This window comes from Micromonospora sicca, assembly GCF_003172935.1.
Classification (GTDB): Bacteria; Actinomycetota; Actinomycetes; order Mycobacteriales; family Micromonosporaceae; genus Micromonospora; species Micromonospora sicca.
Map to the genome: position 1 here is coordinate 1 of NZ_QGKS01000104.1, position 12,470 is coordinate 12,470.

Consider the following 12,470-nt stretch of genomic DNA (forward strand, 5'->3'; position numbering starts at 1 on the left):
CCGCGCCGGCCGACGCCCCCGAGACCCCGCCGGCCACGCTCTGGGACCGGATGCGGGACGACCCGCAGTACGCCCCGGAGCACCTGGCCCTGGAGGCCGTCCGGCGACTCGGGCCGGAGGCGGCGCAGTGGGCCGCCCGGGAGCGCGCGGAGCGGCCCGACGTCTCCGGCGACGAACTCGCCGACCAGGCGGTCCGCAAGTTCGTCAACCACGCCCGGCTCTCCGGCGCGGTCTCCGGGGCCGCCGGGCTGGCCGGCGCGGTGGTCGACGTGGGCGTGCTGGCCTGGACCCAGGCCCGGCTGGTGCTGCACGTCGCGGCGGCGCACGGCGTCGACCCGGTGCACCCCGACCGGGCCACCGACCTGCTGGTGCTGCAGCGGGTGCACAAGGTCGCCGAGAGCGCCCGGCTCGCCCTCGGGGTGGCCGCCGGGCGGGAACGGGCCGGCGCCCTCTTCGGCATGGCCGGGGAACGCCCGCTGGGCAGGGTGATGCTCCAGCTCGGCGTACGGCTGGCCCAGATGGCCGGGATGCGGGCGGCGAAGCGGGTCGTCGCCAAGGTCGTTCCCGGCGCGGCGATCATCCTCGGCACCTGGGCGAACTCGTCGGCCACCAAGGATCTCGCCGAGCGGGCCCGCGCCCTCTACCGCAACGGCCCGGACGGCCTGCCCCGGCAGCGCCGCCCCTGACCCGGCCACCGCCCCACGTTCCTCCGGACCGCCGGGCCGAGGTGTGCGGCGGGGTGCCGATCAGTCCGACCAGCCGGCGGCCGGCCAGCTCACCTCGGCGAGCCGGTCCTGGCCGGAGGCGTTCGGGTGGAACCAGTCCAGGCTGTTGACCAGGTCCAGGCCGAAGCGGAGCCGGTGCGCCGCGCCGCCGTCCCACCGGCAGCGGGACCCGTACGCCCGGCAGGCCGCGCGGAGCTGGGCGTTGTAGTCGTCGATCCGCTGCCGGAACCGGGTCCGCCGGGCCACCGCGGCGGGCGCCGTCGAGGTCGGGTCGGCCAGCAGCGCCGGGCAGATGCCGTACCCCCAGGCCCGTACCGCCCGGGGCTCGGTGTGCCCCACCTCCCAGAGCCGGTACAGGTCGGGGATGCTGACCACCAGCACCCGCGCCTTGGGCCGGCCCTTGCGCAGCACCCGCAGCCCCCGGTCGAGCTGGTCGCGGAAGGTGGCCACCGGGGTCATCGCGTCGATGCCGCCGTGGCAGGCGTCGTTGGCGCCGATCAGCACCGTGACGTAATCCGCCTGGTCGCGGACCGCCGCGCCGGCCTGCCCGGCCAACGCCGTGGCCCGGGCCCCGGGCGACGCCCGGTCGTACGCCCGCAGCGCGGGGTTGCGCTCGCGCAGCCGCCGGTAGTGGCTCTCCACCCGCAGGCCGTCCCCAGTGGACCAGGAGTTGCGTTCGCAGCTGACCAGCACCAGGCAGGAGGCGAAGCCGCTGGTGATCGAGTCGCCGAGCGCGGACATCACCGCCGGCGCGCCGGGGCGCGCGGAGCCCGACGGGCGCGGCGAGGCGTCGGCCCCGTCGCAGGCGATCGCCACCAGCGCCGCCAGGCAGGCGAGGGCGGCGACCCAGCGTCGAGGCATCACGTCCCCCGTCCGACGGCACAGAGCAACGGCACGGTGACCCTATGCGCGCCGCGCGACGGGGAGCGACTCCTGTCAACTTTCAGGCATTGACAACTGTCGTTAAAGTCTGCGTGCTAACGACCGCTGCGCCAGGGTGCCGGCTGGCCGTGCAGCCACCAGTGCAGGGCCCGGGTGATCCTCGGCAGCACCAGGTAGGGACCGGCGGGTCGAACCAGCCCTCGATGCCGGTCCGCCGCTCCACCCGGGTGTGCTCGACGATGCCCTGGGCCGAGCCGAGCCACCAGTTCCGCTGCGGAGACTCCCCCCACCGGCGCAGCGTCTCGTCGTCGGCGAAGCGGTACATCACGTGCCACTCGGCCGACCCCGGCGCCGCCCTCATCCTCCCCGGAGTCGTCCGCTTCGGCCCGGTCACGGCGCACCGGCGTAACGCAACCCACCGGGGGGGTCGAATCCACCGGATACCCGGCCCGTGGCCGGCAATCACCAGGGCCGCCCGTCTCGCCTGGGGCGGGTGGTCGCCGGCCCGGCGCGGGCCGCAGGTTAGCCGCCACGGGGGCCGGGTAGGTCGGAGAAATGACGCGATCGCAGCCCCGCCGCAGGGTCAACGCCGCCTACAGCGCGCTGAACCTGCGGCTCGTGCTCGCCAGCTTCGGGCTGGTGGCCATGACCGTCTTCGCGGTGGTGGCGTTCTGGGCCGGTGTGGCCTGGCTGGGCGTCGTCTGCGCGGTCCTCGCCGTCGTGGCCGCGGTCGACCTGATCGTCATCCAGCGCCGACGCGCGGCCCGCCACCGCGAGGAGCCGGGCGCGCGGCACTCACTGTTCGAGTGACAGGAGTACGACATGCCCATCGCCACCACCAACCCCGCCACCGGACAGGTGCTCAAGACGTACGACCCGATGTCTGCCGAGCAGCTCGACGCCGCCATCGGGCGGGCCGACCTCGCCTTCCGGGACCTGCACCGCACCACCGTCGCTCAGCGGGCGCAGTGGATGAACGCGGCGGCGGAACTGCTCGCCGCCGAGCGCGACGACACCGCCCGGCTGATGACCACCGAGATGGGCAAGACGTACGCGGCGGCGCAGGCCGAGGTGACCAAGTGCGCCACGGCCTGCCGCTTCTACGCCGCGAATGCCGAACGGATGCTCGCCGACGAGCCGGCCGACGCCGGCGCGGTGAAGGCGAAGCGGGCCGTCGTCCGCTACCAGCCGCTCGGCCCGGTGCTCGCGGTGATGCCGTGGAACTTCCCGCTCTGGCAGGTGATCCGGTTCGCCGCGCCGGCCCTGATGGCCGGCAACACCGGCCTGCTCAAGCACGCCTCGAACGTGCCGCAGACCGCCCTCTACCTGGAGGACGTCTTCCGCCGGGCCGGCTTCGGAGAGGGCGCGTTCACCACCCTGCTGGTCGGCTCGGACGCCGTCGACCGGATCCTCAGCGATCCCCGGGTCCGCGCCGCCACCCTCACCGGCAGCGAGGGCGCCGGCCGCTCGATCGCCCAGATCGCCGGCCGGGAGCTGAAGAAGACGGTGCTGGAACTCGGCGGCAGCGACCCGTTCGTGGTGATGCCCTCGGCCGACCTGGACCGGGCCGCCGAGGTCGCCACCACCGCCCGCTGCCAGAACAACGGCCAGTCCTGCATCGCCGCGAAGCGGTTCATCGTGCACACCGACGTCTTCGACGCCTTCGCCGAGAGGTTCGCCGCGAACATGGCGGCGCTGAAGGTCGGCGACCCGATGGACGGGGGCACCGACGTCGGTCCCCTCGCCAGCTCGCACGGCCGGGACGAGGTGGACGCCCAGGTTCAGGACGCGGTCCAGAACGGCGCCACCATCCTGTGTGGCGGCGAGAAGCCCGCCGGCGACGGCTGGTACTACCCGCCGACCGTGGTCACCGACCTGACCCCGCGGATGCGGATGTGGTCCGAGGAGGTCTTCGGCCCGGTCGCCGGCCTCTACCGGGTCTCCTCCTACGAAGAGGCCATCGAGGTGGCCAACGGCACCAAGTTCGGCCTCGGCTCCAACGCCTGGACCACCGACCCGGCCGAGCAGGAGCGCTTCGCCACCGACCTGGACGCCGGCAACGTCTTCATCAACGGCATGACCACCTCCTTCCCGGAGCTGCCCTTCGGCGGCGTGAAGAACTCCGGATACGGCCGGGAACTGTCCGCCGTGGGCATGCGGGAGTTCTGCAACACCAAGACCGTCTGGGTGGGGGAGGGCGCCGCCTCGGCGGGCGCCGGCGCGCACGCCGAGTAGCCGCGATTGGCCGCACACCGCCATGGGTAGGAGGTGGCCCCATGACGGTGTTCGGCTTCCACGCGTCCCATGAGCAGATCCACCCGGCCCGGCTGCTGGAGGCGGTGGTCCACGCCGAGCGGGCCGGCTTCGACGCCGCCATGTCCTCGGACCACTTCTCGCCGTGGAGCGCCCGGCAGGGGCACTCCGGCTTCGCCTGGTCCTGGCTGGGCGCCGCCCTCCAGGCCACCAACCTGTCCTTCGGCGTGGTCAACGCGCCCGGGCAGCGGTACCACCCGGCGATCATCGCGCAGGCCATCGGCACCCTCGGCGCGATGTACCCGGGCCGGTTCTGGGCGGCGCTCGGCACCGGCGAGGCGAGCAACGAGCACATCACCGGGGACGGCTGGCCGCGCAAGGACGTCCGCGCCGCGCGGCTGCGCGAGTGCGTCGACGTGATCCGGGCACTCCTCGCCGGGGAGGAGGTCAGCCACGACGGGCTGATCCGGGTCGACCGGGCGAAGCTGTGGACCCGCCCGGAGCAGCCTCCGGCGCTGATCGGCGCGGCGGTCAGCGTGGCCACCGCGCGCTGGTGCGCCGAGTGGGCCGACGGCCTGATCACCGTCAACGCGCCCGTCCACCACCTCCGCCGGATGATCGACGCGTACCGGGACGCCGGCGGCCGGGGGCCGCTGCACCTCCAGGCGCACCTGAGCTGGGCGCCCGACCAGGCCGAGGCCGAGGCCGTCGCGTACGACCAGTGGCGCAGCAACGTCTTCGCCCCGCCGGTCTGCTGGGACCTGGAGCTGGCCGAGCACTTCGACGTCGTCTCCGCGGACGTGCCGCTGGAGAAGGTCACCTCGACCGTCAACGTCTCCGCCGACCTGGGCCGGCACGTCGGCTGGCTGGAGGAGTACCTGGCGCTCGGCTTCGACCAGATCGCCCTGCACCACGTCGGGCAGGAGCAGCGGGCGTTCATCGACGCCTTCGGCGCCGAGGTGCTGCCGAAACTCCGCACGGCCGCCTGATCACCGGGGCCCGCCGCGACCCCTAGGCTCGTACCCCATGGAAGCTCTGTTCGAGGTCGTGGTCTTCCTCGCGATCGCCACCTTCGGCGCGGCGCTGGCCCGCCGGTTGGGCCTGCTCGCGCCGATCCTGCTGGTCGTGCTCGGCCTCGCGCTGTCCTTCCTGCCGTTCTTTCCGCAGGTGCGGCTGGACCCGGAGCTGGTGCTGGTTGGCATCCTGCCGCCGCTGCTCTACGTGGCGGCCCTGGACACGTCGGTGCCGGCGTTCAAGCTCAACCTGCGGCCGATCCTGCTGCTCGCGGTGGGACTGGTGCTGTTCACCGCCTTCGTCGTCGGCACCGTCGTGCACCTGCTCCTGCCCGACGTGCCGTACTCGATCTGCCTGGCCCTCGGCGCGGTGGTGGCGCCGCCCGACGCGGTGGCCGCCACCGCGGTGGCCCGGAAGGTCGGACTGCCCCGCCGGATCGTCACCATCCTGGAGGGGGAGAGCCTGGTCAACGACGCCACCGCGCTGGTGCTGCTCCGGGTCGCCATCGTCTCGGCCACCGTGACCGGCGGCGGGGTGGGCTTCGGTGACGTGGCCCGCGAGGTGCTGGTCGCCACCGGCGGCGGCATCCTGATCGGACTGCTCGGCGTCGTCGTCTTCGGCTACCTGCACAAGCGGACCACCGACGCGGTGCTGGACAACGCGCTGTCGCTGATCGTGCCGTTCGCGGTCGTCTTCGCCGCCGAGGAGATCCACGCCTCCGGGGTGGTCGCCGTGGTGGTGACCGGGCTGGGCATCGGCCACAAGCTGCCGCTGCTGATGTCGGCCGCCTCCCGGCTCCAGGTCGCCGCGTTCTGGCGGCTGATCCGGTTCCTGCTGGAAGGGCTGGTCTTCCTCCTGGTCGGCCTGCAACTGCGGGAGGTGGTCCGGGACCTCGACGAGCCCTTCGGCTTCCTGGCCGGGATCACCGTGGCGGTGCTGCTCGCCGTCTTCCTGACCCGGTTCGTCTGGCTCTTCCCGGCCACCTACCTGGCCCGGCTGATGCCCCGCGTCCGGCGCCGGGACCCGGTGCCGCCGGTGCAGGTCCCGATCGTCATCGGCTGGGCCGGGATGCGCGGCGTGGTCACCCTCGCCGCGGCGCTCGCCCTGCCGATCACCCTGGCCGAGGGGCGGCCGTACCCGCGGCAGCTCTTCATCTGGCTGGCGTTCGCGGTGATCGTGGTCACCCTGGTCGCCCAGGGCGCCACCCTGCCGGCCGTCGCCCGGCGGTTGAAGCTCCCGGCGGACGACCCGGTGCAGGACGCGCTCTCCGCCGCCGCCGTGCAACAGCAGGCCAGCCGCGCCGCCCGGGAACGCCTCGACGAACTGGCCGACGGGGCGCCGCCCGCCGTCGTCGAGCGGCTGCGCGGGCTGGTGCAGAGCCGCACCAACCTGGCCTGGGAACGGCTGGGGGGCACCGAGCGGGAAACCCCGTCCCAGGCGTACGGTCGGCTGCGGCAGGAGATGATCGACGCCGAGCGGGAGGTCTTCCGGGCCGCCCGCGACTCCGGGAAGATCCCCGAGGAGGTGCTGGTGCGCGCCTACCGGGACCTGGATCTGGAGGAATCGTTGCTGCGTCAGGAGAACGACGAGTGAGCCGCCGAGTCGAGCGGGAGGATGACCGATGAGCTGTCAGCATCTGGCCGAGCCAGGGGCGGCCGAACCGAAGAACACCGGCGAGTGCCCGGACTGCGTGGCCGTCGGCAACGCGGACTGGGTGCACCTGCGGGGCTGCCTGACCTGCGGGCACGTCGGCTGCTGCGACTCCTCGCCGCTCCAGCACGCGACGAAGCACTTCGAGTCCACCGGGCACCCGGTGATGCGTTCGATCGAGCCGGGGGAGGCGTGGCGCTGGTGCTTCGTCGACGAGGAGATCGGCTGACGGGCGTGCCCGTCGACGTCGAGGTGTGAGCGCTCAGTCGAGGCGGCGGGCGAGGACCTGACCGGGCCAGGGCTCCCGGCCCGGGCGCACGACCGTGAACGGCTCGGTGGCGGTGAAGCCGCAGCCCTCGTAGAAGCGCACCAGCGCCCGGTCGTCCCCGCCGTAGCAGTCCACCCGCAGCAGCCCCAGCCCGCGCGCCCGGGCCAGCTCCGCGGCGTGGTCCAGCAGCCGCGCCCCGACCCCCAGGCCGGCGTGCGCCCGGTCGGTGACCAGCAGGTTCACGTACAGCTCCGGCTCGGTGGCCGGGGGGACATAGTCGGTGGCCGCGCCCACCACCAGCGCGCCTACCGGGGTGTCGCCGAGCAGCGCCAGGTGCAGGCCACCGCCCGCCGCCCAGGCGTCGGCCTGGGCGATCCGGCGCGGGTCGGCCGACGCGGGCTCGGTGCCCCACTGGCCGGTCCGGCCGCGCGCCACCAGCCAGGCGGTGGCGCGGTCGAGCAGCCGCAGCACGGTGGCCGCGTCGTCGGGTCCGCCGGGTCGGATGGTGATGGTCTGCTGGTCCGTCATGCCCGCCATGCTGCTACATCGGCGCGGACCGTCGATCATCGGATGACCGGTACCGGCCGGCGCGATCGGCCGGGCCGGTCGCTCAGCCGGCACGACCGGAGGATGCCGGCGCCCGGTCCTCCGCCTCGGGTGCCGGGCGGGTGGCGAGCGCCCACCGGGCCAGCGCCGGGGTGGCCAGGCCGACGCCGGCGAAGAGCACGCCGACCGCCAGCCAGCCGGGCACCCCGCCGTCGAGGACCACCAGGGTCAGCAGGGCCGGGCCGACCGCCCGGGCCAAACCGGCCAGCAGCCCGTCCGCCCCCTGGTACGCGCCGACGGCGTCCGGCGGGGCCAGGTCGTAGGCCAGCCCGGCCCCGGCGGTGCCGTGCCACAGGTCGCCGACCGTGTGGACGACGGTGGCGACCAGCAGGAGCGCGACCGCCGGGGCGGTGGGCTGGCCGGCGGTGGCGGCGTACAGCAGCATCGCCGCGGCCAGCACCAGGCCGGCCCGGCGCAGCTGCCGGGCCGCCGGGACGACGCCGTTTGCGCCGCGGCTCAGCCGCACCGCCAGCAGCACGGTGAGCACCGTGTTGGTCAGCAGCACCGCCGACACCACGGGCGGTGGCGCGCCGGCCCGGGTCACCGCCCACAGCGGCACGACGAGGGTCAGCACCGTCAGGTGCAGCGCGAGCACCGCCGACGTCCCGCTCACCGCGAGGAACCGCCCGTCGCGCAGCGCCTGGCCGCGCCGCCGGCCGACGGCCGTCCGGGGGCGCGGGGCCGGCGGGTAGGCGGGCAGTCGCAGCAGCAGCGCCGCGGACACCAGGTAGGTGGTCGCGTTGCCGGCCACCAGCACCTGGTACGCCAGGTGCGTGTCGGCGGCCAGCGCGAACCCGGCCAGGCCCGCCCCGACCGCGATGCCCAGGTTCGCCACCGCCCGCAGCGTGGCGAAGGCGTGCACCCGGCCGTCAGGACCACCCACGGCGGCGACCAGGGCGGCGCGGACCGCCAGATTGCCGGAGGCAGACAGCAGTTCGAGCACCGCGACGATCAGGAACGCCGGGAACGAGCCGACCAGCAGGTACGCCGCGGCGACGACGGCTTGGCAGAGCTGCAGGACCGCCCGGAGCGTACGCGGGTCGCGCCGGTCGGCGAGGCTGCCGAGCGGCACGCTGACGGTCAGCCCGACCAGCCCGGCGACGGTGAGCCCGGCGCCGACCGAGGCGGCGGAGAGCCCCACGTCACGGGTGAGGTAGAGCGCCGCGCCGGCCAGCCACAGTCCCGAGCCGACGGTGTTGGCGAGGGTGGCCAGGGAGAGGGTGCGCAGCGGCCCCGGCGGTGGGATGGGCGACATCGCCGCGGCCAGGCGCCCCGCGAGCCGGCTCGGAGACGACGGTCGAGCTGCGGCGTCCTCATCGACGGCCATGCCACCGACCCTAGGCAGGGCCGGGTGGACCGGCTGCCCCCGGCGACGCGACGCCGGTCACAGCAGACCGGTCACCGCCGCCCGCGGGCTGCGGTACGCGGACGGAGGCCATGCCGGCCGCGGTGGCGGCCTGGAGGCCGAGGTACGGGATCGGGCTGGAAACACGCTGGCCGGGACGGTGCCGCTCTGCTTGGCTCGGCGACGTGGAGAGCACCAGGATCGCGCGGGCGGACGAGTTGACCGAGGTGCAGCGGATCGAGGTGGCCTCCGGGGCGCCGTTCCGGGAGATCGGCATGGTCGACGTCGCCGACATGCCGCCGCTGCCGCTGGACGCGCTCGCCACCTGCCAGCGGGCCGGGGGACTCCGGGTGGCGGTGGACGCCGAGGACCGGCCGCTCGCCTTCGCCGTGCTCGACCTGGTGGACGGCTGCGCGCACGTCCAGCAGCTCAGCGTCGATCCCACGTACGCCCGGCGGGGAATCGGGCGGAGACTGCTCGACGACGTGGCCGGGTGGGCTATCGGCCAAGGCCTGCCGGCGTTGACGCTGACCACGTTCCGCAGCGTGCCGTGGAACGGGCCGTACTACGCCCGGTGCGGATTCCGGGAGTTGACCGGGGCGCAGGTCACGCCGGGGCTGGCCGAGCTGCTGGCGGCTGAAGCCGCGATCGGTCTGGACCCGGCCGAGCGGGTCGCCATGCGTCGCCCCGCCGGCTGACCGTCAGCATCGGCCGGGACTCAACCGGCCGGCGGCAGCTCCCACATCCGCGCCTCAAGCCGGGCGAGGGCGCGCGGGTCGGCGTCGGACGGGCGGACGAGGCGGTCCTCCCGCCAGCGCCGCAGCAGCCCGCCGTCCAGCGGATTCGGTACGGCCGGCTCAGTGGGCGCCGCCGAGGTTGAGCACGACCACCCCGGCGATCACCAGACCCGCCCCGATCACCTTGGTCACGCTGAGTGGCTCACCCAGGAAGGCCGCGCCGATGGCCATGATGGCCGCGGTGCCCAGGCCGGACCAGATCGCGTACGCCACGCCGACCGGGATCTCCTTGACCGCCAGGGCGAGCAGCCCGAACGCCGACAGGTACGCCACCGCCAGGCCGAGCGTCGGCCAGAACCGGGTGAAGCCGTCGGTCGCCTTCAGCAGGCTTGTGCCGATCACCTCGGCGGTGATCGCGGCCAGCAGGAACACGTACGCCACGGGTCTCCTCCCGGTACGCCGGTACGGGAAGGACCGTACCGGTGCGGGTGGAGCCGTTGTCCAGGAGCGGCGGGAAGCCCCGGGGATCCGCCGACGAACGCCTGCCGGGCGGCCGGAACGCGCTCAGCGCGCTGCCGGGGTGCATTCCCGCCGGCGGATTCTCGCCGCTGGATCGTGCCGGCCGAACGGGACCGACATGGTGGCTGGTGCGCTACGAAGCTGATGTCGTCGGTGAATCACGGCGACGGCCGGCCGCGGCCGGGCTGGCTCCGGGTGCCGCGTCGCTGAATCGTTTACGTCATCAGCTTCATAGCGTCTCCCCAGAAGGCCTTCGCGCGGCGCGCCCCGGTCCGGGCCGAGGGCGATCGATGACGGTTCATCGACCGCCAGCGTCTCGCCGCTGGCAATCGATCGACCCCGATGACCTGACGCGGGTCCGCGGCGCGACGGACAGTGAGATTCACCGCGCCACGCGGGCCTCGTCCTGATCTCCTAGAGACAACTGAGCCCTTCGCCTGGCAGGCTGCCTCCCATGACCCTGAAGCTTCGTTCCGTGGGGGCGAGCGACCGTGGGCTGATCCGCGGCGGGAACCAGGACGCGCTCCACGCCGGCAGCTGGCTCGTCGCCGTCGCCGACGGCATGGGAGGCATGGCGGCCGGTGACCTGGCCAGCCGGATCGCGATCGACGCGGTCGGGCCGCTGGATGTGGAGACCCCCGAGGACGCGCTGGTCGCCGCCCTGCAGAGCGGGCTCGAGCTGGCTACGGCGCGGATCCGTCAGGCGGTCGCGGAGGATCCGGAACGCCAGGGCATGGGCACCACACTGACCGCCCTGCTCTTCGCCCGGACCGGGAGCTGCCTGGCCCTGGCCCACGTCGGCGACTCCCGGGCCTACCTGTTCCGCGAAGGGGTGCTCAAGCAGGTCACCCGCGACGACACCTTCGTGCAGATGCTCGTCGACCAGGGTGTGATCACCGCCGAGCAGGCCAGCAGCCACCCGCGCCGGGCGGTGGTCACCCAGGCCCTGCAGGGCGACGAGGTCTCCCCGACGTACGCGACGATGGTGCCGTGGGCCGGCGACCGCTGGCTGCTGTGCAGCGACGGCCTCTCCAACGTGGTCCGCCCGGACACCCTCGCCGAGGTGCTGGCCGGCCAGCCCGACCGGGAGGCGTGCGCCCGCCAGCTGATCGACCTGGCCCTGCGGGCCGGCGGCCCGGACAACGTCACCGTGGTCATCGCCGACATCGTCGACGAGTAGTGCCTCAGCGTCGCCGGGGCGCGGCGCGCCGGGTGGGCTCGGCGGTGGTCGGATCCTCCGGCCACGGGTGCCGCGGGTAGCGCCCCCGCAGCTCCGCCCGGACCTGGGGGTAGCCGGACCGCCAGAAGGACGGCAGGTCGGCGGTGACCGCGACCGGCCGGCCAGCGGGGGAGAGCAGGTGCAGCAGCACCGGCACCCGGCCGTCGGCGAGCCGGGGCGCCTCCCGCCAGCCGAATGTCTCCTGGAGTTTCACCGCGAGCACCGGCGCGGCCGGGTCGGCGTAGTCCACCCGGACCCGGGAGCCGCTCGGCACAGCCAGCCGCTCCGGGGCCAGCTCGTCGAGCCGGGCGGCCTGCCGCCAGTCCAGCAGCCGGCGTAGCGCCGACGCGACATCGATCCGGGCGAGGTCGGCCCGACGGCGGGCCCGGGCCAGCTCCGGACCGAGCCAGCGCGGGGCGTCGGCCAGCAACGCGGCGTCGCTCACGTCCGGCCAGTCGTCGCCGAGGGCCTGCCGGCAGAACGCCAGCCGCGCGCGCAGCGCGGTCGCCGCCGGGGTCCAGGTCAGCAGCCCCAGCCCGCCCTGGCGCAGGCCGGTCAGCACCGCCGCGGCGACCAGCTCCGGCCCCGGCGCGGTCAACGGCCGGTCGACCAGCACGACCGCGCCCAGCCGGACCACCTCCCGGGCCACCACGTCCCCGCCGGACCAGCCCACCTCGCGCTCGGTGCGCAGCAGCGGGCCGCCCGCCTCCCGCGCGGTCGCCTCGTCCACCGGCGCGGCGAGTCGCACCCGGGCCGACGGCGCGCCGGCGGAGCGGTCGGCGACGGCCACGGCCAGCCACGCCGACCCGGCCAGGCCCGACCCCGCCGCCAGCTCCGCCGCGGTGCCGCCCGCCATCAGGTACGCCGAGCCCCCGGCCCGCCGCGCCCGGGCCAGCCGCTCCGGGTACGCCAGGCCCACCACCAGCCCGGCAGCCAGGTCGTCGGGGAGGCGGCCGCCCGGCACGTCACCTCCCCGCTCCGCGCCGCCGAACGAGCTGCCGCCCGGCGTATGCCGGCCCCGAGCGCCGCTCTCCCGGGCGTCCCGTCCGGTGGGCCGCGGGCCGCCCGTCTCGCCGGGCCGCCCGGCGGGCAGGGCGCCGCGCAGCCGGCGTACCTCGGCGCGCCAGCGGGCGGTGGCGGCCGGGTCGGCGTTCGTGCGCAGCCGGCGCCAGGCGGCGGTCAGGTCGTCGCCGGGCCCCGCGACGGTCTCCTCGGCCAGCAGCGCGACCACCTCGGCCGCACGGTCCGGGCC

At 75.1% G+C, this 12,470-nt stretch carries 13 protein-coding genes and 1 pseudogene; 8 read left to right on the plus strand and 6 right to left on the minus strand.

Translation table 11 applies throughout. From position 1 onward, the window contains the following. Positions 1-686, plus strand: a 686-nt coding sequence (locus DKT69_RS04125) for an EcsC family protein (protein ID WP_109800267.1), incomplete at its 5' end; no start/stop codon positions are given. A 60-nt stretch (positions 687-746) separates the two neighbouring features. On the opposite strand, the gene DKT69_RS04130 is transcribed toward DKT69_RS04125, so the two are convergent. Both DKT69_RS04130 and DKT69_RS04135 read right to left on the minus strand, forming a co-directional pair. Then, positions 747-1,586, minus strand: coding sequence for a GDSL-type esterase/lipase family protein (locus tag DKT69_RS04130; protein ID WP_109800268.1), 840 nt, complete (start codon positions 1,584-1,586; stop codon positions 747-749). 116 nt (positions 1,587-1,702) lie between these two features. Then, positions 1,703-2,073 (minus strand): annotated as a pseudogene (locus tag DKT69_RS04135) (putative antibiotic biosynthesis monooxygenase). 89 nt (positions 2,074-2,162) lie between these two features. Between DKT69_RS04135 and DKT69_RS04140 the strand changes: the two are divergent. The 5 genes from DKT69_RS04140 to DKT69_RS04160 are packed head-to-tail and all read left to right on the plus strand — an operon-like array spanning position 2,163 to position 6,753. Next, positions 2,163-2,417, plus strand: coding sequence for a DUF6343 family protein (locus tag DKT69_RS04140; RefSeq protein WP_109800269.1), 255 nt, complete (start codon positions 2,163-2,165; stop codon positions 2,415-2,417). Between the two features lie 12 nt (positions 2,418-2,429). Beyond that, positions 2,430-3,842 carry an NADP-dependent succinic semialdehyde dehydrogenase gene (locus DKT69_RS04145; protein WP_109800270.1) on the plus strand — a complete coding sequence of 471 codons (1,413 nt, stop codon included), beginning with the start codon at positions 2,430-2,432 and terminating at the stop codon, positions 3,840-3,842. Positions 3,843-3,883: 41 nt separating this feature from the next. Continuing rightward, the gene (locus DKT69_RS04150) at positions 3,884-4,849 is read left to right on the plus strand and encodes a TIGR03885 family FMN-dependent LLM class oxidoreductase (protein ID WP_109800271.1); all 966 of its coding nucleotides are present in this window, start codon (positions 3,884-3,886) and stop codon (positions 4,847-4,849) included. Between the two features lie 37 nt (positions 4,850-4,886). Continuing rightward, positions 4,887-6,467 carry a Na+/H+ antiporter gene (locus DKT69_RS04155; RefSeq protein WP_109800272.1) on the plus strand — a complete coding sequence of 527 codons (1,581 nt, stop codon included), beginning with the start codon at positions 4,887-4,889 and terminating at the stop codon, positions 6,465-6,467. Between the two features lie 28 nt (positions 6,468-6,495). Next, positions 6,496-6,753 (plus strand): UBP-type zinc finger domain-containing protein, encoded by a 258-nt coding sequence (locus tag DKT69_RS04160; protein WP_109800273.1) that lies wholly within the window; start codon positions 6,496-6,498, stop codon positions 6,751-6,753. Between the two features lie 33 nt (positions 6,754-6,786). Here DKT69_RS04160 and DKT69_RS04165 read toward each other — a convergent pair whose 3' ends face one another. Together DKT69_RS04165 and DKT69_RS04170 are read right to left on the minus strand one after the other, a co-directional pair. Further along, positions 6,787-7,320: a GNAT family N-acetyltransferase gene (locus DKT69_RS04165; RefSeq protein ID WP_109800278.1), complete on the minus strand. Its 534-nt coding sequence runs from the start codon at positions 7,318-7,320 to the stop codon at positions 6,787-6,789. 82 nt (positions 7,321-7,402) lie between these two features. Further along, complete coding sequence (locus DKT69_RS04170; RefSeq protein ID WP_304598661.1) at positions 7,403-8,725, minus strand: MFS transporter; 1,323 nt, start codon at positions 8,723-8,725, stop codon at positions 7,403-7,405. A 203-nt stretch (positions 8,726-8,928) separates the two neighbouring features. Between DKT69_RS04170 and DKT69_RS04175 the strand changes: the two genes are divergently transcribed. Further along, positions 8,929-9,441, plus strand: coding sequence for a GNAT family N-acetyltransferase (locus DKT69_RS04175; protein WP_236647326.1), 513 nt, complete (start codon positions 8,929-8,931; stop codon positions 9,439-9,441). A 159-nt stretch (positions 9,442-9,600) separates the two neighbouring features. Here the strand turns inward: DKT69_RS04175 and DKT69_RS04180 are convergent, their stop codons facing one another. Beyond that, positions 9,601-9,921: a DMT family transporter gene (locus tag DKT69_RS04180; RefSeq protein WP_109800276.1), complete on the minus strand. Its 321-nt coding sequence runs from the start codon at positions 9,919-9,921 to the stop codon at positions 9,601-9,603. 532 nt (positions 9,922-10,453) lie between these two features. On the opposite strand from DKT69_RS04180, the gene DKT69_RS04185 reads away from it, so the two are divergent. Further along, positions 10,454-11,179, plus strand: coding sequence for a PP2C family protein-serine/threonine phosphatase (locus DKT69_RS04185; RefSeq protein ID WP_109800277.1), 726 nt, complete (start codon positions 10,454-10,456; stop codon positions 11,177-11,179). Between the two features lie 4 nt (positions 11,180-11,183). Here DKT69_RS04185 and DKT69_RS04190 read toward each other — a convergent pair. Continuing rightward, positions 11,184-12,470: ATP-dependent helicase C-terminal domain-containing protein (locus DKT69_RS04190; RefSeq protein ID WP_304598662.1), on the minus strand; the 1,287-nt coding region annotated here is incomplete at its 5' end.